The sequence below is a fragment of the Sphaerospermopsis kisseleviana CS-549 genome (assembly GCF_028329225.1).
Classification (GTDB): Bacteria; Cyanobacteriota; Cyanobacteriia; order Cyanobacteriales; family Nostocaceae; genus Sphaerospermopsis; species Sphaerospermopsis kisseleviana.
This window is the reverse complement of sequence record NZ_JAQMTI010000259.1, coordinates 1-23,514: the sequence shown is the minus strand read 5'-3', so window position 1 is coordinate 23,514 and position 23,514 is coordinate 1. Positions and strand designations below refer to the sequence as shown.

The 23,514-nt window shown below is 35.7% G+C and carries 20 protein-coding genes; 14 read left to right on the top strand and 6 right to left on the bottom strand.

The features are described 5' to 3' along the window. Nucleotides 1-35 precede the first annotated feature (35 nt). From PN497_RS20465 to PN497_RS20415, 11 genes are all read left to right on the top strand, one after another. A complete protein-coding gene (locus PN497_RS20465) occupies nt 36-1,655 on the top strand; it encodes a glycosyltransferase family protein (protein ID WP_334310681.1) in 1,620 nt (539 codons plus the stop codon). 137 nt (nt 1,656-1,792) lie between these two features. Then, a complete protein-coding gene (locus PN497_RS20460; protein ID WP_272110806.1) occupies nt 1,793-3,529 on the top strand; it encodes an ABC transporter ATP-binding protein in 1,737 nt (578 codons plus the stop codon). Between the two features lie 45 nt (nt 3,530-3,574). Continuing rightward, nucleotides 3,575-4,477 carry an alpha-1,2-fucosyltransferase gene (locus PN497_RS20455; protein WP_096572324.1) on the top strand — a complete coding sequence of 301 codons (903 nt, stop codon included), beginning with the start codon at nt 3,575-3,577 and terminating at the stop codon, nt 4,475-4,477. 139 nt (nt 4,478-4,616) lie between these two features. Then, nucleotides 4,617-5,438: an FkbM family methyltransferase gene (locus PN497_RS20450; RefSeq protein ID WP_096572323.1), complete on the top strand. Its 822-nt coding sequence runs from the start codon at nt 4,617-4,619 to the stop codon at nt 5,436-5,438. 34 nt (nt 5,439-5,472) lie between these two features. Then, nucleotides 5,473-6,528 carry a glycosyltransferase family 2 protein gene (locus tag PN497_RS20445; protein WP_096572322.1) on the top strand — a complete coding sequence of 352 codons (1,056 nt, stop codon included), beginning with the start codon at nt 5,473-5,475 and terminating at the stop codon, nt 6,526-6,528. 208 nt (nt 6,529-6,736) lie between these two features. Next, nucleotides 6,737-7,891, top strand: coding sequence for a glycosyltransferase family 4 protein (locus tag PN497_RS20440; protein WP_096572321.1), 1,155 nt, complete (start codon nt 6,737-6,739; stop codon nt 7,889-7,891). Nucleotides 7,892-8,028: 137 nt separating this feature from the next. After that, entirely contained in the window at nt 8,029-8,733 is a 705-nt protein-coding gene (locus tag PN497_RS20435; protein WP_272110805.1) for an FkbM family methyltransferase, read from the top strand. Nucleotides 8,734-8,749: 16 nt separating this feature from the next. Beyond that, nucleotides 8,750-9,808: a glycosyltransferase family 4 protein gene (locus tag PN497_RS20430; protein WP_096572319.1), complete on the top strand. Its 1,059-nt coding sequence runs from the start codon at nt 8,750-8,752 to the stop codon at nt 9,806-9,808. Nucleotides 9,809-10,226: 418 nt separating this feature from the next. After that, nucleotides 10,227-11,246 (top strand): hypothetical protein, encoded by a 1,020-nt coding sequence (locus tag PN497_RS20425; protein WP_272110804.1) that lies wholly within the window; start codon nt 10,227-10,229, stop codon nt 11,244-11,246. 62 nt (nt 11,247-11,308) lie between these two features. Then, nucleotides 11,309-12,571, top strand: a complete 1,263-nt coding sequence (locus PN497_RS20420) for a glycosyltransferase family 4 protein (RefSeq protein WP_096572317.1) — start codon at nt 11,309-11,311, stop codon at nt 12,569-12,571. An 88-nt stretch (nt 12,572-12,659) separates the two neighbouring features. Then, a complete protein-coding gene (locus PN497_RS20415) occupies nt 12,660-13,796 on the top strand; it encodes a glycosyltransferase family 4 protein (RefSeq protein WP_096572316.1) in 1,137 nt (378 codons plus the stop codon). Between the two features lie 5 nt (nt 13,797-13,801). Here the strand turns inward: PN497_RS20415 and PN497_RS20410 are convergent, their stop codons facing one another. Beyond that, complete coding sequence (locus tag PN497_RS20410; protein ID WP_096572315.1) at nt 13,802-13,984, bottom strand: hypothetical protein; 183 nt, start codon at nt 13,982-13,984, stop codon at nt 13,802-13,804. A gap of 205 nt (nt 13,985-14,189) precedes the next feature. Here PN497_RS20410 and PN497_RS20405 point away from each other — a divergent pair, with 205 nt between their 5' ends. The 3 genes from PN497_RS20405 to PN497_RS20390 all read left to right on the top strand — a co-directional run bounded on the left by PN497_RS20405 (nt 14,190) and on the right by PN497_RS20390 (nt 17,519). Next, the gene (locus PN497_RS20405) at nt 14,190-15,395 is read left to right on the top strand and encodes a hypothetical protein (RefSeq protein ID WP_272110803.1); all 1,206 of its coding nucleotides are present in this window, start codon (nt 14,190-14,192) and stop codon (nt 15,393-15,395) included. 367 nt (nt 15,396-15,762) lie between these two features. After that, nucleotides 15,763-17,073: an AAA family ATPase gene (locus PN497_RS20395; RefSeq protein WP_096572313.1), complete on the top strand. Its 1,311-nt coding sequence runs from the start codon at nt 15,763-15,765 to the stop codon at nt 17,071-17,073. A 5-nt stretch (nt 17,074-17,078) separates the two neighbouring features. Beyond that, nucleotides 17,079-17,519, top strand: a complete 441-nt coding sequence (locus PN497_RS20390; RefSeq protein WP_096572312.1) for a hypothetical protein — start codon at nt 17,079-17,081, stop codon at nt 17,517-17,519. Nucleotides 17,520-17,702: 183 nt separating this feature from the next. On the opposite strand, the gene PN497_RS20385 is transcribed toward PN497_RS20390, so the two are convergent. From PN497_RS20385 to PN497_RS20365, 5 genes are all read right to left on the bottom strand, one after another. After that, on the bottom strand, nt 17,703-19,085 hold the full coding sequence (locus PN497_RS20385; RefSeq protein WP_096572311.1) for a hypothetical protein: 1,383 nt from the start codon (nt 19,083-19,085) through the stop codon (nt 17,703-17,705). A gap of 206 nt (nt 19,086-19,291) precedes the next feature. Further along, nucleotides 19,292-20,695 (bottom strand): ferredoxin:protochlorophyllide reductase (ATP-dependent) subunit N, encoded by a 1,404-nt coding sequence (locus PN497_RS20380; protein ID WP_096572310.1) that lies wholly within the window; start codon nt 20,693-20,695, stop codon nt 19,292-19,294. Between the two features lie 153 nt (nt 20,696-20,848). After that, nucleotides 20,849-21,676, bottom strand: coding sequence for a DUF5331 domain-containing protein (locus PN497_RS20375; RefSeq protein WP_096572309.1), 828 nt, complete (start codon nt 21,674-21,676; stop codon nt 20,849-20,851). Nucleotides 21,677-21,707: 31 nt separating this feature from the next. Next, nucleotides 21,708-22,574 carry a ferredoxin:protochlorophyllide reductase (ATP-dependent) iron-sulfur ATP-binding protein gene (bchL, locus tag PN497_RS20370; RefSeq protein WP_096572308.1) on the bottom strand — a complete coding sequence of 289 codons (867 nt, stop codon included), beginning with the start codon at nt 22,572-22,574 and terminating at the stop codon, nt 21,708-21,710. A gap of 592 nt (nt 22,575-23,166) precedes the next feature. Continuing rightward, the gene (locus tag PN497_RS20365; RefSeq protein ID WP_096572307.1) at nt 23,167-23,427 is read right to left on the bottom strand and encodes a TIGR02450 family Trp-rich protein; all 261 of its coding nucleotides are present in this window, start codon (nt 23,425-23,427) and stop codon (nt 23,167-23,169) included. Between the last annotated feature and the right edge of the window lie 87 nt (nt 23,428-23,514).

The following is a 23,514-nucleotide window of genomic DNA, read 5'->3' as shown; positions in this document are numbered from 1 at the left end:
TGCTTACCAGAATTTAGTCACACAAGGAATACTCTATGTCTATAGAAACATTAACTAACGATAGACTCAACCTTTGGCGAGAAGAAAGCAGGCTTCTGATTCCACAGAACTTTAAGGAGTTTCGTAGGCTAGTTGCTCAAGCAAGGCATTATCTAGAGCGTGGTGAGTATACTATGGCTGCTGTATATGCAGAAATGGCCGCTGTATATGCAATGGGAAAACACTGTGGTCTTTTTGTCAGTCCAGAGCTTGAGCGCATTTTGATCGAAATCGGACAAAAAGCTATAAAAAGTAGCAGTTATCCCAGTAAGAGTCTGTTTCTGCGTAAAACTCCGAGAAAAGTTTTACATATTGCTACCAACGTATCGGGTATTGGTGGACATTCCAGAATGATCTGGCGTTGGATTCAGCAAGATACTGATTCTTCCCACTCCGTTGTTTTAACGCGGCAAGCACCAGGTAAGATACCAACAGCCCTCAGAGTAGCTGTGAACAATAGTGACGGCAAGATATACGTGCTAAACAAAGGATTCGATGGACTGATCTCTTGTTCCAAACGCTTGCGGGACATTGCAGTTGGAGCAGATTTGATTGTGCTGCATATTTCCAATGAGGATGTTATTCCCATAATTGCCTTTGCAAACAAGGAGCAATCTCCACCGATTATCTTCCTAAATCACTCCGATCATATGTTCTGGCTAGGAGCTAGTATTAGCGATATAGTGATTAATCTCCGTCAGTCGGGAATGACTTTATCACATACCCGCAGAGGAATAGAGGCAGAGCGTAACGTATTGCTTCCTATCATTTTAGAACCTACTCAAAGAATACTGTCTCGTGCAGAAGCCAAGCAAAAGCTTGGCATACCTGAAAATAGTATCTTGTTACTTTCGATTGCTAGAGCGCCTAAATACAGAACTATAGACGGAATAACTTTTGCTGATGCACATTTACCATTATTGGAAAAATATCAGCAAGCCATCTTAGTTGTTATTGGTCCAGGTAATGGTGATGAAGATTGGTCAGCAGCTATTCAGAAAACCCAAGGGAGAATTCGAGTGCTTCCTGAGACTGAAGATACTGCTGTTTTTTACCAAGCTGCTGATATCTATGTGGATTCCTTTCCTTTTTCCTCAATTACATCACTTTTGGAGGCAGGGAGTTACGGTTCACCTTTAGTCAGCCAATATCCTTATCCCTCAGATATGTGCAAAATTCTTGGTGCTGACGCGCCAGGTCTGACTGACAATTTACTTCTGGCAAATGATTTGAATGAATACACAGAAATTCTCTCCAATTTGATCAAAGACGAACAATTTCGCCTATCTTTGGGGGAGAGAACTAAAAGAAAAATTGCCCATCTCCATACAGAAAATAACTGGCAGCGTTCTTTGCAAGAAATATATATTCGAGCCGCTAATTTATCTAAAAATACTATAACTTTAGAATCACAGGATGATCAGATGTATATTGGTGATCCGGATGTTTTTTTACCACATATATATGGATGGAATGTGAATCTAGATTGGCATATCTGTCTAATGCCAATTTATGACAGAATATGCCATTGCTGGAGACTGGCTAAAAAGTATAATTGGCGCAAAATTTTAAATCTATTGCTACCACACAGGATACATGGATACGTCAAAATTTAACAATTGTAACAATTGATTGAAAATTTATCATTTATCCAGCTTGTAAATTAATATTATTCTGAGATTAAGCACTGATGATTCACTTTGTAACTAAACTTTTATATCTGACCAAAGATAATCATAGATCGCTGATAGCAATGCTTTTTTTGTTCATTCTAATTTCCGGGTTAGAAGTTTTTGGAACAGGCATGATTAGTCCTTTTATTATGATGGCTATTAACCCAGATGCCATCAAAAATATTAACTGGTTAAATTTGATTTATAACCAGATGAACTTTCAGTCTGAACAGCAATTCTTAATTTTTCTAGGCTTGGTATTTGTCATTGCTTTTTATCTGAAATCATTTTTAGCTTTTAATGCTCAAAAAACAGTTTTTAAATTTAGCTATGGTTTAAAAAGAGATTTATCTTGTAAGCTACTTAAAGCATATATTCAAGCTCCTTATAGTTATCATCTGCGAATTAATTCAGCAACGCTAATTCAAAACATTACTAACACAACGGATGCAGTTTCTATTGGTGTAGTATCTACCTTTTTAACATTTATTTCTAATACTGTAATTGTTCTGGCATTAGTGCTACTTTTAATCAAAACTAATGCGATTGCCTCAATTATGATCGCTGTTTTATTACTTATTTCTTTGGGATTAATATATCCTCTGAAGGAGCGGTTAACTCGTTGGAATCAAGAGGGATTCCATGCTTATAATGAAATGATTCGTATTATAAATCATGGACTAGGAGGATTAAAAGAAACTCGTGTAATTGGTTGCGAATCCTATTTTGAATATCAAATGGAAAAGCAGTCAAAAATTTATGCCAAATCTACAACTTTAAGATCGGCTTATGGTAATATTTCCCGGTTTGTGCTTGAACCTTTAATTATGAGTTTCTTAATTGGCTTTACATTTTTATTTATTACCTTAAATCAAAATGAAACCAAAACTCTAACGGGAGTTTTAGGAATTTTTGCCCTCGCATCAGTTCGTCTAATGCCGGCTGTCGGCAATTTAATTTCTGGCATTAATATCATTAGAGGTAATAGTTATTCTCTCGATCAGCTATTTTTTGACTTGAAAGAATTGGAAAGAGAAAAGCTGTTAAATAACCTTGATGCTTCTCGAATTTCTCATAATTTCTTATCCAGTCAAAATCAAAAAATACAGACTTTTCAGTTTGTAAATGAAATTATTTTAGATAGGCTTACTTTTCAATACTCAAACACTAACAGACCTGTAATAGAAGATATTTACCTTGCTATTACTAAAGGAGAATCTATTGGCATTATTGGTAAATCTGGCGCGGGTAAAACTACCTTAATTAATGTGATTTTAGGTCTTTTTATTGCCCAATTTGGAGATATTACAGTTGATGGTATTTCTGTTTATAAAAATTTACGCGCTTGGCAGAATATGCTTGGCTATGTTCCCCAGTCTATCTTTTTAATTGATGATACCCTAGAAAGAAATATTGCATTTGGCGTTCCCGATCATTTAATTGACCAAAATAGATTAAATCAAGCAATTGAGATGGCTCAACTGAGGGAAGTGGTTGGGCAACTTCCAGAGGGAGTGAAAACTATTGTTGGTGAACAAGGAGTTATTTTATCGGGAGGACAACGCCAAAGAGTTGGTATTGCTAGGGTGCTTTATCATGAAAGAGAAATATTGGTTTTTGATGAAGCTACTGCTGCTCTCGATACTGAAACAGAACATTTGATTACTCAAGCAACAAAAGCTTTAGCTGGTAAGAAGACAATTATTATTATTGCTCATCGCCTTTCAACAATTGAGCATTGTGATTGTATTTACCAACTTGAACAGGGTCGAATTATTAAATCAGGCAGTTATCAAGAAGTAATTATAGAAAAATAAGAAATTAAAATAAGAAATTATCTTGTTCCTCATCTTGCTAAGATTATGAATCACACTAAAACAGTTTGTATTAGATTAGATGGTCGTCTAGGTAATCAGTTGTTTCAATTAGCGTTAGCCTTAAATATTTCCCATAATTTTCCGGTTGAAATATTTCTCGATGATTATTCGTCCATACGTCAAGGATTTGAAAGGTATTTGTTTAAAGAGTTATCTGTATTTAACTATTTTCAATACTGTTCTTCGCTGCGCTCATTTGTTAACAGGATTCAGCATAATTCTACTCTCAGAAAGTTTTATAAATCCAATAATTTATTTGTAGAAGCTGAGAATGGTAATTATCAGTTAGATTTATCCCAACTATATAAGTCATATACGGGATATTTTCAGTCTCCCAGGTTTTTTCCAGAAAGAGATGTAATTATCAAAGCTTTCTCTTTAAGAAGTGAATTTATTTGTGAACCGCTGGCGAAACTCTTAAATTTGGCTAAAGCAACAGAATGTCTTGCAGTCAGTATCAGAAGAGGTGATTTTTTGGAAAACTCCCATTTAGGAATATGTGCAAATGAATATTATCTGAATGCTATTGATTTTGTGCGATCTAGAAAAGTGGTTGATTGTATCTTTGTTTTTTCTGATGATATTGGTTACTGTCGTCAAATCCTAGCTTCCCTTGATTGTCAAGTTATTTATGTGGAAGGATACACACCTGCAAAATCTTTGTATTTGATGAGTCAATGCAAACATTTTGTGATTGCAAATAGTACATTTAGTTGGTGGGGAGCTTGGTTATCGGAGTATAGGGAGAAGCTAGTTGTTCGCCCTGATCCCTGGAATGATAAAGAACCTGTTTTATCTGATTTTCTTCCCTCTGATTGGATAGCATTACCTAAACATCCTCTCCTTATTACTCACAATGGAATAGAAATTAGCTCACAAGCTTATTAGGAAAGGAATAAGCAATAGAGTATTGATTCACAATAAACACATTTTTTCCTACTTAACAAGTGTTAATCAGACGAGTTATATAAAGAATCGAGAACCGATTTCTTAACTTTTTAATTTAGTAAATGATTAAGGAGTTTTAATGCATCAATTGATTAGAAATTTGGCTGTCCCAATTTCAGGCAATCCTTTTATCCAGTATTTACTTGAACGTCTTGTATTTTCGCAATTTTTGCATTATCTCATTGGGATTGGTGCAGGTAGTGATGCCCATGCTAGTGGGGAGAGGGTTATTTTTGCAAAACTTAAGCAATTTTATACTCTGAAGCAACCTCTTTGTATTTTTGATGTTGGTGCAAATCAAGGACAATTTCTCCATTTAATGCAAGAGGAATTAAAGGGTATACCGTCACAGATTCATTCATTTGAGCCTAGTAAGTATACTTATGCAGTATTGTCTGAAGCTTCTAAACCTTATGATAATGTTGTTCTTAACAATCTTGCATTAGGAAAACAGATTGGCGAAGCTGAACTACATTATGATACTACTGGATCTGGGTTAGCCTCTCTATATAAACGTAGATTGGATCACTTTGCTATTGATTTCAAATACTCGGAAACTATTAAGGTAGATACCTTAGATAATTATTGCTTGAACTATGACATTCAATGGATAGACCTATTAAAACTAGATGTTGAAGGGCATGAATTAGATATCCTAAGTGGTGCAGTCAAAATGTTGAAAAATTGCAAAATTGGTATGATATCGTTTGAATTTAGCAGTTGCAATATTGATTCAAGAACCTATTTTCAAGATATTTACTATTTTCTTAAAGAACATGGAATCAAGACTTTGTTTAGAATCACACCATCTGGTTATTTAGCTCCTATTCTGGAGTATCAAGAAGTTTATGAACAGTTTCGTCCTACGAACTTTCTGGCGATCTCTGGCCAACATCATTAAGTTCATGTAATCTAGAAGTTCTGAGAGAGATATTATGAATGGGCATTTTCTAGTTAGTATTATCATCAATAACTACAACTATGCGTGCTTTCTCCCAGACGCAATCAATAGCGCCATTAACCAAACCTATCCTCACATTGAAGTTATTGTTGTTGATGATGGTTCAACTGATAATTCCCGTGATATTATTGCTGGATATGGCGATCGCATCATTCCCATTTTGCAATCCAATGGCAAACAAGCTGCGGCTTTTAATAGCGGTTTTGCAAAAAGTAAGGGTGACATAATTATATTTCTGGATGCAGATGATTATCTATTTCCTCAAGCAGTCGAGAAAATTGTTGCATTTTGGAAACCAGAACTCTCTAAAGTCCACTATCGCCTCAAGGTTGTTGATACACTAAGAAAATCCCTTGGGTACTCTTTTCCTCAAGGATCTGCCCCCCTTTCCAGTGGTGAGGTATGGAAAATCCTTTTAGATAAGGGTGGATATATCAGCACTCCAACTAGCGGTAATGCCCTGAATCGGAGGGTTCTGGAAAAACTGATACCTATTCCTGACGAATATAAGCTCACCGCAGATGACTATTTATCCTTCCAAGTTCCTTTTTACGGCGATGTGGCCGCAATAGAAGAACTACTGGGTGCTTATAGAATTCACGATAAAAATCAGTGGGCATTGGTAACAGTCACCAGCACTCGGTTCCAACGCTTTGTAAGTCACGATTTACAAAACTTCGCCCTATTAACCGAGAAAGCAAAAGCATTGGGTTATGAAGTTCCTTTGGATTTGGAACAACGCTCAATCGGACGCTTATGGTCTCGCCTTATCTCTCTACGCCTAGATCCTCAAAAGCATCCAGTTCCGAGCGATCGCCCACTAAATTTAATCTATTACGGAATTCGCTGTCTATGGAAATACTCAGACTTTAACCGGCAAAAACAACTTTTCTACAGTCTATGGTTTATCTGGGTGGGGTTGATGCCATTACCTCTAGCAGAACCCGCAATTACATGGTTTTATGCGCCCCAACATCGACCCAAGCTAGTTGATTGGACTGTCACCAGAATTCGTGCGCTTCTTGCTTAAAAAACTTAGTTAAATACAGTCTCAGTGCTGTTGAAAACTTGTTGGTAATTATTGTATTCATCGTGTTAATCAGCTTTACTTTCATGATCGGATTGCTGCTTATCTACGTATTTTAAAGCAGAAGCTGTTACAGAAAAAACAGTGAACTTATTCTGACTGAGAAGGAGAAACAAATGACACAGTATATCTTTTTTGAGGTAAACCTTCAATGCGGTTAGTGATTGTTCGTAGAGAAGCAGGTGTTGCGCTGAGTATGGATGTCTATGCTGACAATTTAGTAGCCGCATTAAAAGCAATCCGTCCAAATTGGCAAATTATCGAGGTTGCACCCCAACCCTGGAGCCGAAACCAAGAAAACCTGTGGCACTCTGGCACTGGTATCCGCAAGTATTACGAACGCTTTTGGCATCATCCCCAACAAGTCTGTCAGATAGAAGGAGACATTTATCACATCATTGATCACACCAATGCTCATGTAGCGTATTGGTTGAAAAGGAAAGGTAAACCCATCATTATCACCTGTCACGACTTAGTGCAGTTTGTCTATCCAGAAATTCTCAAAGGACAATCCCGTTTTCCCGCTTTCAGCATGGCATCTTGGCAATTTTCAGTTAGAGGGATGGGTAATGCTAATTGTGTAGTGGCTGTTTCGTCGAATACAGCTAAGGATATTCATGAAAGGCTGGATATTGAATTAGAGAAAATTGTGGTAGTTCCCAATGGAGTTGAACTATCATTTCAGCCATTACCATCAGAAGAAATAAAATATTTTCGACAAAAATATCAGAGATTCCCTGAAGAAATCTGTTTACTTAATGTAGGCTCAACTCACCAGCGTAAGAATATTATCACTGTTTTGAAAGTGTTAAAAACTCTGAAAGATCGGGGGCTATCAGTGCGTCTTTGGCGATCAGGAGGCAAATTCATGGCAGAGCAAATAACCTTTATCAAAGAACATAATCTGGAGCAAGATATTCTTGATTTTGGTACTGCTGATAAAAACATTCTAATTCAACTTTACAATGCAGCCGATGTTCTCTTAGCACCATCTCTTTATGAAGGGTTTGGTTTAACAATTTTAGAAGCAATGGCGTGCGGAATACCTGTGATTACATCCAATACTTCTTCTCTACCTGAAGTAGTGGAAAATGCAGCAGTGCTGGTAGATCCTATGGATATTCAAGCTATGTGTGAAGTTGTAGTTAGGCTCAAACAGGATTCCATCTATTGTCAAAAATGGATTGCTCAGGGATTTATGAGAGCCAAACAATTGACTTGGAAAAAATCAGCAGAACAGCTTGTTTCAATTTACGAGCAATTCACATATCAAAAATCGAAATTCCCAGTGGCAAACAAGAGTTAGTTCGCAGAAATGGCGAAACAGTAACAGGTGAGTTAAACACAGTCGAATAAAAGTATTAATAAACCAGAAAATTAGAGGTTTTTATGAACATTTTGATGAGAAAACTTCGAGTGGCATTAACTCCACAAACAACACTTATGAAAACAACATTATCCAATGGAGCTATAGTCTACGGAAAGAATCGCAAAGGATTTGGTGGACGGGGAATCTATGTTTATAGAGATGCAATTGAGCCAGAGTTTGAATACCTGGATAAATTTTTAGATGCAGAAGGTGTTTTTATCGATGTGGGTGCCAACACAGGTATATACACAGTAAAAGCTGCAAAACACTTTAATAATCACGGGACAGTCTTGGCAATTGAACCATTTCCTGATGTATTTGCAACCTTGTTTCACACTATTCAAGCTAACGGATTCACCAATGTTAGGTTAAGAAATTGTTGTGCTGGGGAACGGACTGGTTCTGCTATCTTGTGGATGAATCGAAATCAACCTAACTCATTTAGCTTGGTGAAACAAGAAGAACTAGCTAATGGACTATCAACGCTAACTATAGCATTAGATGACCTCTTTGTATGGGAAGGATTAAATCGTCTTGACTATTTGAAAATAGATGTGGAAGGAGCAGAACAACAAGTAATTGCAGGAGCAAAAAAAGTTATCGAAAAATACCGTCCAATTATCCAAGTAGAGGTTATTTTTAAGGAGATTTCAGTTAATTTATTTAACTATTCAGTATTTCGTGCATCTACTGATAGTCCCAACAAGATTTATATCCCCAATGAAAGTACAAAAATTCAAGTTTGCAAACAATTAGGCTGGCAACAAATCCCTAATTAAAAGGAAGATATATAAAATGATGAAGCTTTTATTAGTTACTTTTTCTGTAGACCTTGGTAGCACAACCTTTGAAAAGCGGTTTATTAATCTATTTCAAAATCAACCTGAACTAGACTTAAAAACTTTTCGTTTTGCACCAATTACCCGTAATTCCCATCCAAGATCCATATTTACTCTAGATTACGCATCTTTACTCTTCTCCCGATTTCGAGATTCAATCAACCTCTATCAAGTTATAAACCAAGCAAATAAAGAGCAGCGAAAAGTCTTATTTCAGGGTGTATCTCCTGCACTATTTGGGTATATTGCTACTGGAAATAATAGAAGTTATCTAGTTACTGACTGGACTAGAAAACTCTACGAGCAAATTTGGAAAAGTTCAGTATCTCCCGGTTGGTTAACACAAATCCATAAAAAAGTTCTGAATTCGCAAAAAGCTGTGTTGGGATTGACAGATGCTGTATTAGAGCAGATCGCTAGAGACTACAATGTACCTGATAACAAGCTCAAGAAAGCTAAACTACCATTGTGTTTTGATCTCAAACTTTTTACACCCAGTTCTGATCGAGGAGATCAAGAAATTCGTATTCTGTTTGTAGGAGGAGATTTCCAACGTAAGGGGGGAGATTTATTATTAAGGTGGTTTAAGGAAAATTATGAACCATGCTTAAAAATGACGATGGTAACAGGTTTTTCGGTTCAAAAGCATCCTGGAATCACAGTAGAAAGAAATGTTGAATACGGACAAAATAAACATATTGAACTGTACAAAAGCCATGATATTTTTGTTTTGCCAACTCATTACGATGCTTATCCATCTGTTTTAGGAGAAGCAGCTTGTGCTGGTCTGGCAATTTTGACAACAAAGAATGCCTTGGGTGCATCTGAAGTGATCCGAGATGGGGAAAATGGCTACATTTGTGATTCTCCAGGGTCACTATTTAAAAAGTTAAAATTACTGATTAAAGATCGGGATTTACTAGCAATAATGAAGCAGAATAGCAGAAAGTTAATGGAAAGAGAATTTTCTGATGAAGTAGTTTTGAGCGAGTATATTAGATATATTTTTGAGTAGCTGAATTTTATTTTATTCCAAAAGTGCTGAAAGATAGCCTAATAGAAAATGAAAGTCGTAATATTTCCTGCCAAAGCTCTGAAATATCCAAATTATGTATTTGCAGTCACATACAACCAAAAAACCGAACAGCAAGGGATTAATTAATAACACAACTCTAATTATATTTGCCTTTTCCACAGTGTTTTACTCCCGAATTTTTTGCTCAATTACTCGCGCACCCTCAATTCTTAACCTTGCTCATTTTGCAATTGTTCCACTTGTTTTAGGAGTTGTATTATTCACGAGTCGAGCAAAAGATCGTAAACAGATTAGCACTGTATATTCTTGTATATTTGGACTTTTCATTTTTTTAGTAGCAGTATTGGCTAGTGCGTTATGGAATAACACAGGGTTGATTAATGCAATTGTCTCTTTCATGATGCTGGGCGAACCCTTCATGTTCCTACTTGCTATCGTCTGTATTCCCATGTCTGCTAAATCCATTACACGCATCAAAAAATGGCTGATCTGGTCTGCTGTAATTAACTTTGTTCTCGCTGCTGTGCAAAAACCTCTAATTGATGCAGGAATTCTCTATGCTAACGGATTTAATGGAACAGATGGATGCGGTGGAGTATTTTTTATTTCTGGGGCTGGAAATTATGTATCTGCTTCGGTATCAGTTGCTTTTGCTCTCTACTTTTTTACTAATGAAAAGACTGTTCCATTATGGATAAGAATCATGGTAATTATCGCTGCTTTCTGGCAGATTCTATTTTCTGACTCCAAACAAATTGTACTTGCGTATCTAGTCGCCTGGGGTCTGCTCATCTTGGTCAATTTAAAGGATATTGGTAAAACTATCAGACTTCTGATTGCGATCACTATCTTCGGATACGTATTTCTTTGGTGTGTACAAAACTTAGAAGCATTTGCTGCATTTACATCCTGGGCGCGACCGGAACTTTACGGAGCAGATGGTGAGGCTTGGTATACCAAATTCTACTCATTGCGTTCTATTTTATCTCATTATCAATCATCTTTAGATTGGTTGTTTGGTCTAGGTCCAGGACATACTGTAAGTCGTCTAGGAGCATGGTTTCTTAAAGATTATTGGTCTATACTTGGACCACTAGGCGCTACCACTAGTCCCATTGGTCAAGAAGCAATGGAATTTTGTGGTAATTCTTGGCTTTGTTCTGGTTCTACTTTCTTCATGCCAATTTTTGGCTGGGCTGGAATATGGGGAGATTTAGGACTTTTGGGTGTAGGAACATACTTATTTCTAGGCTATTTGACCTGGCAACACTTTGGTCTAGATGATTCTTTAAAAATTACTTTACTAACTGTTTTCGTCCTGGGTTTTATTTTTACTCAAATGGAAGAACCAGGCTTCATGCTTTTTATTACTTTCATATTAGGAATAGCATGGCAAGAACGACGACTAAAAAAATAAAAAAGCCTTGGTAGCAGGAGAAAAGAATTTCCCAATTATCAATTACCTATTACTAATTCCCTATGAAGATTTTAATATCTGCTTACTCCTGTGAACCAGGTATGGGTTCTGAACCTGGTGTGGGTTGGAATATTGCCAGAGAAGCCGCTAAATACCATCAAGTCTGGGTACTAACCCGACCCGATGAGAGCCAAGATGTGATCAAGGCAGAACTAGCACGCAACCCCATCCCAAATCTTCACTTTGTTTATTTCACGTTGCCTTTTTGGCAGGATAGTAGAAAATGGGGACAGTCTGGGGGAATGCAGTTTCACTATTACCTCTGGCAAATTCAGGCATATTTTGTTGCTAAACATCTGCATCAACAAATTAACTTTGATTTGATCCACCATGTTACCTTTGTCAAGTATTCTAGTCCTTGCTTCCTATCACTACTACCAATTCCCTTAATTTGGGGTCCGGTAGGAGGTGGAGAATCAGCGCCAATAAGCTTTTGGGAGGATTTTAGCTGGAAAGGTAAAATTTACGAAATTGCCCGTAGCAGCGCACGATGGTTGGGAGAGCAAGACCCCTTTGTACGCCTTACTGCTAAAATAAGTGCTGTAGTTCGAGCTACAACTAAGGATACAGCCCAAAGACTCTATAAAATGGGCGCTAATCATGTGCAGATTTTGCCTGAATCAGGTTTATCAGCGGAAGATATAGAGCATCTAAATCAATATGAAATCCCTCATGAGCCAATAGTGAAATTTATCAGTATGGGTAGACTTTTACACTGGAAAGGTTTTCATCTAGGACTACGTGCCTTCGCTCAAGCAAATCTACCAAATACAGAGTATTGGATAGTAGGAGATGGACCAGAATGGCATCACCTGCAAACTTTGGCATCAGATTTAGGCATTGCTCAAAAAGTTCAATTTTGGGGCAAGTTGCCCCGTGAGAAGGCTTTAGATTTATTGCGGGACTGTCATGTGCTAGTTCATCCCAGCTTACATGATTCTGGAGGGTGGGTGTGCATGGAAGCTATGGCGGCAGGTCGTCCGGTAATCTGTTTAGATTTAGGAGGACCTGGAGTTCAAGTTACGGAGGAAACTGGTTTTAAGATTCCAGCTGATGAACCATACCAAGCTGTACGCGACTTGGCAGCAGCAATGATTCATTTAGTTACAGAGCCAGAATTGAGGGTCAGTATGGGTCAGACAGGTCGGAAATTAGTACGTGAAAACTACACTTGGCAAGTTATAGGTGAGCGTTTGAACAAACTATATCTAGAGGTTGGTAGCCGGAAAGTCTCGCAAACTGATGTTGTATCTCAAGTGTTTTGAAATTGCTTTCAACTCATTAGTTTTTCTAACCTTTTCTAACCTTTTCTAACCTTTTCTAACCTTTTCTAACCTTCATAAGTAAACCAATATGCACATACTGATTGTTGCTTTACACAGACCTGCAAACCCAACAGGTGTTTGTAGATATGCTGCGAATCTTGCTCAATGTCTTGCTGATACTTCAGAAGTGAGCCAAGTAACTTTAATTATTGGAGTATGGCAGAGGCAATACTTTGAGCAACTTTTTCACTCCCATAAAATCAAATTAATCAGTGTAGATATTAAAAATAGTTCGTTGGTAAGAAATATCTGGTTTTTATTTGGATTACCAATTTTGGTAAACAGTCTTAGTCCTGACATAGTTCATATGTCATTTCCATTTCCATTTCTGCGCCCACTTTTTTCCTCTCCTGTTGTTTCTACTATTCACGATTTGTATCCATACGAAAAACCAGAGGTCTTCGGGTATCCAAATGTTATCTTTAACCGTTTATTCTTAAAACAATGTATTGAAAATAGTAATAGTCTTACTTGTGTTTCTCAAACTACACTAAGTAGCCTACATTCGTACTTTCCACATTTGCAATCATGCTCAGAAATTTCGGTTATCTATAATTATGTTGATTTTAATCATATCACTCCTCAGCCACCAGTTGATTTAAATATTGGCAAGAATGATTCTTTTTTGTTATGTGTTGCTCAACACAGAAAAAACAAAAATATAGATTTGTTAATCCAAGCATTTTACTTGTTAAAAAAATATGAACCTATCCCACATTCAACAAAGCTAATTATTGTTGGCAACACAGGCCCAGAAACAGAGAGATTGTATAATCAAATTCAATATCTTTTGCTTCAAGACCAAGTGTTGCTAATTCATGCAATTAAAGATGAGGAATTATGTTGGTTGTATCAAAAATGCCAAGTTTTTATAGCTCCTTCATCTCAGGAAGGATTTTGTCTACCCTTAGCGGAAGCTCTTTACTTTTCGTGTCGGGTAGTTTGTTCTAATATTCCCATATTTAGAGAAATTGCTGGTTCTAGCTGTTGTTATTTTGACCTTAAAGGTGATGCAGTAAAAAATATCTCACAAGCTATTCTTGATGCTTCAGAACAGCCCCACAATCAAACAAGTGATAATTTTCGTTTTTCCAAATCAGACGTAGCACGTCAGTATCTTAAATTTTACTCTAAAATCATCTTTTATTGTAATTCTATTACCTGAATAAATTAAGCTACCTGTTCCGCTAAAACTCGACCTTCCACACGCTCATATTCATCCTCAAGTAGCCACAGTTTTGCTTCTTCATAACTGGAACAAGCAAAAACTATCTTGTAATTTTCTGTGGGATCTAAAATCCATATTTCTATAAACTGCCAGTTATTGGCTAGGTCGGGTGCAGGGAATGACATGATATCTATCTCGAGTGACTTTTATTTCCTTTGCATTATTTATCTAACACGCCACGCAAACGTTAAAAAACATTTCACTATATTGTCAAGATACAACAGTATAAGGATAATTAACTAACCAGGGTTATGTTTTGCAATATAAAATAATATACAATTATATTGTTGTACATAACGCTGCTGAAGTTTTTACAAGTAGGAAAAAATTATGATACCAATTCAAGTTACCTTTGCATTAGCAGATTGGGTTGCTAAAGGCTTACAAGATGGAACTTTTGAACGGGTTGGGGGTGTAATTCGTGATGTAGCAAGTAAGAAAATTGTAACTTGGTTGCGAGACAGTAATTCAGTTGATAATGCAGCAATTTCAGCTAAAGGCTTTTCTGATCTAAATCAGCGTTTAGATGGTATTGAAAATCATATCGGTTCAATTGGGCAAAATTTACAATTTTCTCAAAGTATTTTGCAAGTATCTACTGCTGCTAGTATTCTCAATCTTGGTGTTTCTGTGATGGGTTTTGCGGTTATATCCCAGCGTCTAAATGAGATAGAAAACCAACTAAAACAAGCGGAGGAATTGCTAAATAAAATCAATCGCAAAATTGACATGAGTTTTTATGCTAACTTCCGTGCTGCAATCGAATTAGCGATTAATGCCTTTACAATGACTAAAAATGAAAACCGGAGAAGTAGCGCATTACAAGCTATTAATCGTTTTTTAGAAGCAGAACATATTTATAAAGATTACACCATTAATGAACTTTCCCAAAAAAGCCAAATCATTGATAAATATATCCTAACATTATCTTTAGCTTATATTGCTGAAGCTCGTTGTTATTTAGAACTAGAAGAACATGAAACAGCAATTCGTCGTTTTCAAGAAGGAGCAAAAGTTATCAGGTTACTGATTAATCAGTATGTTGAAATTATGCTTACTTCTAATCCAGCAGCATATTTACACCCTCAATTTAAAGGACAAATTGATTTATGTAGATTAACCAAAATTTACCGATGGATTAACGCTAATTTAGATGAAAATGCTGTATTTGATATGTTGCGTGAGAATATATTTAAGTTAGCACAAAATAATAATGAATGGTTGTCTTCCTTACCATCATCTATTGTAGATCGTAATGAGATCCGTTGGGGTTTATTTGGAGGAAATCCTACACCATTAACAGGTAGATTTGAAAAAGAAGTTTTTACAAGACTTCCCCAAGTATTTGCAGTGATGGAATCAATGATTGAAACTAATAACCGATTTGAATTTTATCAAACAGAAATACAAGCAATATCTAAACTAGGAATTAGTTTTCATGAATGGCTGCAATTAAAACCATCTAAAGAAACTAAACCAGAAGGTGCAGAATTAATGTTTATTATTCCTTCTCAACCTTTAGAATTACCTGGTTAAAACTGCATTTCCTCAACACCTTGACGAATAGCATCTTCCATATCTTCCAGGGTTGCAGGTTCACCATCATATTTCAAACAACCTGCGACATCCTCCAACTTAGTTACCACAAAAGGTTTTCATGATTAAGAATGATACCTGCTTATACTATTTGATGATACATTAAATGATGATATTTTTACGGATTTTAAATTTGCAAAATATTATGTATAATATGAAAATTACCATTCAAGTGATGTGCAAGTAGTAATAATTAAATACAAATAGACGCAGATGGTTTTGTAATTCACCAGATTGGGAAACGCTATATATTGCGAATTGATATATTAAAAAATACAAATGTATTAGTAATTCTCCAATTTTACTTATGGAAAAATTAACAATTAAAAACTTTCTTAACATCAATGATATTGAATTTAATTTATCCAATATAAATATTATTATTGGACAAGAAGCAAGTGGTAAAAGCGTAATTGCCAAATTAGTTTATTTTTTTAAAAACTTCTTAATTGAATATAGAAATTCCATTTTTAAAAGCCGCAAAAAAAGTGAATTTGATAAAAGCATTATTAAGAATTTCAAAGAAATATTTCCTGAATATTCTTGGAATTTTCAACAATTTGATATCACATATCACATAAATTACGAGTTTCAAAATTATTATATTCGCTTGTATACCAAGCAATCCACCAAAAACAAATATACTCTAATTTTAGAATATTCAGAACATCTAATTAATATTCGTAGAAAATTACTTTCTGAATATACAAAAACAATTATTGATGATAGAGATAAAACTCAAAATAATTCCTCTAGTATTAGCAAATTAAATATAGGAGAATTTATAGATGAGATATTTTCAAAATACATTCTATCAGGAAAAAATATCAGCAATCTTGATTTATTAACTTTTATTCCCGCCGGTAGATCATTTTTTGCCGTTTTACAAAGTAATGTGTTTTCTTTTTTATCAGAAAATATTACCATTGACTATTTTCTTAAAGAATTTGGTTCAGCCTATGAAAGAGCTAAAAACTTGTATCAAGCCAGAAAAGATATCAATTTATTAGAATATAAAGATGATATTGATGAATTAGTAAACAAAATAATTGTTGGAAAATATATTCGTGAAAAAGGAGAAGACTGGATATACACTGACGATGACAGGAAAATAAACTTGTCTCATTCTTCATCTGGACAACAAGAGGCTTTACCTATGGCACTTATATTAGCAATTTTACCTTTTTTCACTTCATCTCATCGCATCTTTATCATTGAAGAACCTGAAGCACATTTATTTCCTACATCACAAAAACATATTGTTAGTTTAATTAGTCAAGTTTTCAATACAACTGAAAGAAAACATAAATTTATTATTACTACTCACAGTCCTTACATATTAACAGCTTTTAATAACCTCATTCAAGCAGGAAATACCTTTAAAGCATTAAAAGAAAAACCTGAACAAAATGATTTACTCAGAGAATTATTTAAAATAGTTCCCGAAAATCAAATGTTAGATATTAATGATATTGCTGCTTACACTATTAAAAATGGCATGATTGAAAGTTTAATTAATGAAGAAAATCACTTAATTGATACAAATATTATTGATGATGTATCCAACGAATTTAGTAGAGTTTTTGAAAAATTAATAGACCTGGAATTTGGAGAATAAAATTTGTGGATTTAGATAAATGTTCTGAAAAGATTACCCATAAAAATATTTTAATAGAAGAAAAGAAAAGTAGTAAAATAATTTTTAGCAATGAAAACTTAATAGAAGTTGAGAAAATTCAAGTAGATGGCTGTTTAGATATTCAAGGTGTTAAATGTGATTGGTTATTAGTTATCAATGAACCTTATCTGGAAATATACATAGAGTTAAAAGGTTCTGATGTAGAACACGCATTTACACAAATTGAAAATACAATTAAACTTATATCCCAAGATTATAAAAATGTGCGTAAATATTGCTATATAATTACCAGTAGATGCCCGATGTCATCAGCACAAATTCAGATTAAAGCAAAATCCTTTAAAAGTAAATATAATGCAATCCTAAAAATTAAAAAAACAGGCTGTAATGAAAATATTAATACTTTAATTACTGAATCAACTTAACTAATTATTATATTTTAGTATATTCTCTTTCTTTTATATCCTTTGCGGTATTTATCCAACACACCACGCCAACGTTAAAAAACATTTCATTATATAAATATTTCACCATATTGTCAACATATAAAAAAACAGCCTGTAGGTTGGGTTAAGCGACAGCAAAACCCAACACAGACATATAATCAACTAACCAGGATGTTTAGCTAATTGTACTGAATTTAAGATCCCATATTGTAATTCATGAATTGATCCCATAATTCCATTTATGGGGTCTTTTACAAGGGAATCTTTAACTTGATGCAAATATTCTAATATAGATGCTCGCAAAATAGGCCGATTGACGCTTACTGTGTGATTATAATCCCACAAATCCCAAATCAAAATACCTACACCAACAATCGGATCTAAAAATTCTGCTCCTATTTTAGCTGCAACTGCTCCACCTGATTTTGCGGCAATTTTTGTCGCTGCTTTGGTGGCAAACTTAGCAGTAATTTGACTTCCAACTTTTACCCCAACAGGAATTGCAGCTTTGAGAAATAAATAGCTTCCACCACCGACTAAGACTTTCAAAGATAGTGTAGAAACTACTCCTTGACTATCATTAACTGTGACAGCAATCTCATTGAGATAACGATTCCAATCTCCTTGAGGTATGTTATAACTGCTTTGAACATTGGAAATATTTTGTTCTAATTGAGAAACATACATACTAACTGTATCTCTGGTGATGTTTTCAATTGTGAACTGAGCAATTTTAGGTCTAAGTACACGCTTTGCAAATTCTAGTTGAAAATTTTCTGTCATTTTTTCTGCTACTACTTGCTCTGGAGAAGGTTGATCACTATCTACAAAATGAGCAACAGCAGAAGAAGCCCAGATAATAGGGGAGCTAAATTCAAGCTTTTTCTGATTGAAGTAATTAAAATACCAGTCTAAAAAGCTACCATCAACATTTACCATTAATCCATTGACCCAATCATCTAATTTTGCTTCAGCAAAACGTTGAGCAGTAGTGTCTGCATTTCTTATGGCTTCGACAATAGACTCATCAACTTTGTTCCACTCAACTACAACTTTACCCGAATCTTGATTATTGACCGTATTATACGAACTTGCTATCACACCTCTACCTATGAGTGGAATAATAACAACAACTATGACAATAGCCCATAAGTAAGGAGAGATGGTTTTGATAAACTTACGGAAACCTCCAATACTGTCAGTGTTTTTAACAGCATCGGTTTCTTTATCTGTCTCTATTGGTATTGGTGAATTTTGTGCTGTTTCTGATGCTGATGTGACTAACTCCTGAGTAGATGCAGACTCTAATTCATCTATCTGAGAATTTTCCTCAGTGTTGTGTGCTGACATTGCGGAATTATGCACCACATCTGTCTCTATTGGTATTGGTGGATTTTGTGCTGTTTCTGGTGCTGATATGACTAACTCCTGAGTAGATGCAGACTCTAATTCATCTATCTGAGAAGTTTCCTCGGTGTTGTTTTCTGACATAGCGGAATTATGCACCACTTCAAGCTCCGAAGCTTGTTGTTTTTCAGTTTTCACGATTACTTACTGGCTAAATTTATTTTAAAAACTAGAATAATTTAATACAAGCATATATGTAATTAGTGTATTTACTTAATTTGAGTTAGCCAGTTATAACCTATCTCTCTGCGTCCTCTGCGCCTCTGCGGTTCGTTATTCCATAAACAAAAAAAAAGGACGAACCCCAAAAGATCCGCCCAAAATTGCCAAAGAACACGCAAACTTTAAACCTTAGCTTCCTCCCTTACCAACTTATCCCAACCCAAATCTTTTAGATTATTATTCCTTCTTAAAGGACGAGTTACCAACTCCAAAATATCCCGCGCATTACCAAAACCATGAATCTGTGCAAAGGTAAATTCCACAGACCATTTAGTATTAATACCCCGCGCTTCCAAAGGATTTGCATGAGACATACCAGTAATTACCAAATCAGGTTTTAACTCATAAATTCTTTGTACCTGATTATAATTATCTGGTTTTTCCACAATCCTTGGTAAAGGAACATTCATTTCCTGACAAGTCTTTTCTAGCAAAGCTAACTCCGCAGCTTGATAGCGTTTATCCATGTAAGGAATACCGATTTCTGGAACAGTCATTCCACAACGCACCAAAAACCGAGCTAAAGAAATTTCTAACAAATTATCACCCATGAAAAACACAGATTTACCGCGAATTAATTGCACGTAATCTTCTAAATTTTCCCAAATCTGCGCTTCTCTTTCATCTAAACCTTTGGGTGTAATGCCAAAAACAGAACAAATTTTTTCTACCCATGCGCGAGTTCCATCTGGACCAATGGGAAAAGGTGCGCCAATTAATTTACATTTCCTGCGTCTCATTAAAGTTGTAGCAGTGCGACTTAAAAAAGGATTCACACCAGCAACATAATAACCTTCTTCTAAAACAGGTAATTCTGTAAATCTTTTTGCAGGTAGCCAACCAGAAACTTTAACACCTTGTTTCTTTAATTCTAAAGTTAATTGGGTAACAACTGGATCAGGTAAAGAACCAAATAAAACCAAAGGTGGATGATCTACATATTCTGATTCTTCTTGTACAACATCTTCCTTTTTCTTCCCGAAATGTAATAACTTTTGAATTGCATTCCGTTCATTTTTTTCTGTTTCTGAAACTGGTGCTTTATCAGGACAACGGTTAGCCATTGCAGCTAAAACCGTATCTTCTCCCTGAGTAAAAGCATAATCTAAACCATTAGCACGAGCGACAACAATAGGAATACCAATTTCCGCTTCTAACTTGGGGGCTAAACCTTCCAAGTCCATTTTAATAATTTCCGTGGTACAAGTACCAATCCAAACGATAACACTAGGATTGCGATCGCGTTTAATTTGCTCACACAATCTTTTCAATTCTTGATAATCATTTAACTGAGCCGAAATATCACCTTCTTCTAACTCAGCCATTGCATAACGGGGTTCAGCAAAAATCATCACCCCCATCGCATTTTGTAGAAAATAACCGCAGGTTTTTGTACCAATAACTAAAAAGAAACTATCTTCAATTTTTTGATATAACCAAGCCACACAACTAATAGGACAAAAAGTATGATAATTACCAGTTTCACATTCAAAATTTAAAGCGGTATTTTCTGTAGCGATAGTCATTGTAATCTTCTCCCCTTAATTTTTAATGCTTACAAGTCAGGAGTCAGGTGACAGGAGTTTTTTATTTTGGATTTTGGATTTTGGATTGTTTTTGTTATCTCCAATCTAAAATCTAAAATCTAAAATTTTCTTCCCCAGTCCCCAGTCCCCTATTCACTGATTTATATTGTTGGGGAAGAGACGAGCCATTTCTGACTCATCAAAAACCTCAGAAGGTAATTCTTCACCTAAAAGGTTATTATTTTCTTCACCCTCTTCCAGAAGAGATGAATCATCTCCCCAAACATCAGAAATCACATCACGAAATTCACTTTCATCTGGTTGCTTTAAATCATCCAATCCATTTTCATCGGATAGATTGAAATCATCTATAGCTTGATGTTCGTTATCTGCTGTTAAATTGACAGTCTCAAAAGACATCCCGCTAAAGTCTTTTTCTGTTTCTAAATCAGGTGCTGATTTAAACTCATCTGTGATGTTTTCTTCAGATAAAGAAATTGAATCAAACGCATCTTTACTTGCCAGTGAATCTTCCTCTTGCCATTGATGTTCCCTGACATCCATTGTGAACTCTTGAACAGAGTTTTTTTCCTCAACAACGCTGAAATCATCGACTGCTGATGGTTGATCTTCAGAAATGTTTTCTGTAACCTCTTGGGAAGCATGAGAATAAATTTTTGGTTCTTGGGTAGGACTCAACCGATTACCAAGGACAATATCTGCATCAAAATGCAGCCCTAGCACGTCAATTAGAGTATCAGCATCAGGATTTAATTTGGCAAAAGGAAACATCAACTGGGCTAATTTAGGTTCTAGGGCATTTACTACTCCCAGAATGAGGTAAGAGGAAGGACGCTTCCCGCCATCGGGGGTATAAACCGATTCGACTGCCATTTGCAAGGTAATCCAGTCACGGTTGACTTGAAAGAACTGTAACCACTTTTGTTTGATTGAATCCGTAAAACTATCAAAGAAGGCCATAATCTCCCCCATCCTGAAGAGGTAAATTGTTTTATACAATCATCAAGTCTAATTCCTCTTCCGGATTTGTTACCTGTGGTTTACTCGGATTTAAATAAAAATCTGACAAAAGTGAAAAAAGTTCACGATCAGGGGCATCGTTCGGAACGACACCTTCAGGACGCGCTAATATCTGATCAGCTATACTTAAATAATAGTCGCAAACGTATCTCAGGGAAGGATCTGACTCAGCCATCTCAAACAGCGTTTTTCCTTTAACGCGGGAAACACGGATATCTTCTATTAAAGGCAATACTTCCAAAACTGGCATTGGTACGGCTTCTACGTATTTTTCAATTAAGTCACGTTTAGCAGTACGATTACCGATTAACCCCGCTAGTCTCAGGGGGTGAGTTCTGGCTTTTTCACGGACGGAAGCAGCGATGCGGTTAGCAGCAAATAAGGCATCAAAACCGTTGTCTGTAACGATCATACAGTAGTCGGCATAGTTCAAAGGTGCTGCAAAACCACCACAAACCACATCACCGAGAACGTCAAATAAAATTACGTCATATTCATCAAAAGCGTTAAGTTCTTTTAAGAGTTTGACTGTTTCACCTACCACATAACCACCACACCCCGCACCGGCTGGGGGGCCTCCAGCTTCGACACAATCAACTCCACCATAACCTTTATAGATCACATCCTCTGGCCAAACATCTTCGTAGTGATAGTCTTTCTCTTGTAGGGTGTCGATGATAGTAGGAATCAAAAACCCGGTCAGGGTAAAGGTACTGTCGTGTTTAGGGTCACAACCAATTTGCAGCACTTTTTTACCCCGTTTAGCTAGGGCTACGGATATATTACAGCTGGTTGTAGATTTACCGATACCGCCTTTTCCATACACTGCTAATTTCATTTTTCTTTACCTCTAATAGTTTCTTTTCTTAGCTTGTACCTTTACCCAGCACTCAACCAGTTATGGAGATGTGTGAGGTCTGTGAGTGCCATTATTGTGCAAATTCCTAGAAAAGCAAAGGGTCTAAAAATCATCAAATCAAAGATAATTGATTTATTAAAAAGATATTTTGATAATTAAGGCTAAAATAAACTCTAAAATCTCTAAAAAATCTTAAAAAATTGATTTATTCATATTTTTAAATTTTTTATATAAAAATAGTTACAAAAGACAAATTAGCTAAAATAGTATTTTATTAATGGTTTCCATAGAATTATTCAATCATTGCCCAAGTTTATTAAGCAGCAAATAAGATGTTATTGCTGATGAGCATAACTATCGTCAGTGCATACCAGGAGAATAGACTTGAGATTTGAGAGAGGATATAAATTTAGGGTAAATTTAGGGTTTTTGGGACTGGAGGAACACAAAAGTAATCTGCATCTATTTTTGATCTCTGAGTATCTGCGATCATTGTTGTTAATTAATATTAAATATTCAAATATCTGAGAAAAGTTAATCAAATCATGAAATAGTTAAATTTTATGTATGATCATCTAATGTTATTAATTTTTTCCAGATCATTAATTTCCTGTAAAGATTGCCAGCCGGCGTGCCATTGAGAGTTATCCTGTAATAATTTGGCATTGATCCAAAAACGCACATTAGGGTCACAAGCAGCTACCATTTCCGCATAGACCCACTTACCCTGATTTTTACGGTTAACAACTTGAAAATGTCGCCAACCATCAACTTTTTGCTGTGCTGTCCACTTAGAACCCAGTAAATGAGGAAACTTTTGTTTTTTGGGCATTGGTGATTGGTGATTGGTGATTGGTGATTGGTGATTGGTGATTGGTGATTGGTGATTGGTGATTGGTGATTGTTGATTGGTGATTGG

What these genes read in the sequence shown, in the direction of transcription:
- PN497_RS20440 (WP_096572321.1), top strand. Translation starts at nt 6,737, where the DNA reads ATGCGGTTAGTGATTGTTCGTAGAGAAGCAGGTGTTGCGCTGAGTATG.
- PN497_RS20445 (WP_096572322.1), top strand. Translation starts at nt 5,473, where the DNA reads ATGAATGGGCATTTTCTAGTTAGTATTATCATCAATAACTACAACTAT.
- PN497_RS20420 (WP_096572317.1), top strand. Translation starts at nt 11,309, where the DNA reads ATGAAGATTTTAATATCTGCTTACTCCTGTGAACCAGGTATGGGTTCT.
- PN497_RS20465 (WP_334310681.1), top strand. Translation starts at nt 36, where the DNA reads ATGTCTATAGAAACATTAACTAACGATAGACTCAACCTTTGGCGAGAA.
- PN497_RS20450 (WP_096572323.1), top strand. Translation starts at nt 4,617, where the DNA reads ATGCATCAATTGATTAGAAATTTGGCTGTCCCAATTTCAGGCAATCCT.
- PN497_RS20460 (WP_272110806.1), top strand. Translation starts at nt 1,793, where the DNA reads ATGCTTTTTTTGTTCATTCTAATTTCCGGGTTAGAAGTTTTTGGAACA.
- PN497_RS20395 (WP_096572313.1), top strand. Translation starts at nt 15,763, where the DNA reads ATGGAAAAATTAACAATTAAAAACTTTCTTAACATCAATGATATTGAA.
- PN497_RS20410 (WP_096572315.1), bottom strand. Translation starts at nt 13,984, where the DNA reads ATGTCATTCCCTGCACCCGACCTAGCCAATAACTGGCAGTTTATAGAA.
- PN497_RS20375 (WP_096572309.1), bottom strand. Translation starts at nt 21,676, where the DNA reads ATGGCCTTCTTTGATAGTTTTACGGATTCAATCAAACAAAAGTGGTTA.
- bchL (WP_096572308.1), bottom strand. Translation starts at nt 22,574, where the DNA reads ATGAAATTAGCAGTGTATGGAAAAGGCGGTATCGGTAAATCTACAACC.
- PN497_RS20435 (WP_272110805.1), top strand. Translation starts at nt 8,029, where the DNA reads ATGAAAACAACATTATCCAATGGAGCTATAGTCTACGGAAAGAATCGC.
- PN497_RS20415 (WP_096572316.1), top strand. Translation starts at nt 12,660, where the DNA reads ATGCACATACTGATTGTTGCTTTACACAGACCTGCAAACCCAACAGGT.
- PN497_RS20455 (WP_096572324.1), top strand. Translation starts at nt 3,575, where the DNA reads ATGAATCACACTAAAACAGTTTGTATTAGATTAGATGGTCGTCTAGGT.
- PN497_RS20425 (WP_272110804.1), top strand. Translation starts at nt 10,227, where the DNA reads ATGATGCTGGGCGAACCCTTCATGTTCCTACTTGCTATCGTCTGTATT.
- PN497_RS20405 (WP_272110803.1), top strand. Translation starts at nt 14,190, where the DNA reads ATGATACCAATTCAAGTTACCTTTGCATTAGCAGATTGGGTTGCTAAA.
- PN497_RS20365 (WP_096572307.1), bottom strand. Translation starts at nt 23,427, where the DNA reads ATGCCCAAAAAACAAAAGTTTCCTCATTTACTGGGTTCTAAGTGGACA.
- PN497_RS20380 (WP_096572310.1), bottom strand. Translation starts at nt 20,695, where the DNA reads ATGACTATCGCTACAGAAAATACCGCTTTAAATTTTGAATGTGAAACT.
- PN497_RS20430 (WP_096572319.1), top strand. Translation starts at nt 8,750, where the DNA reads ATGATGAAGCTTTTATTAGTTACTTTTTCTGTAGACCTTGGTAGCACA.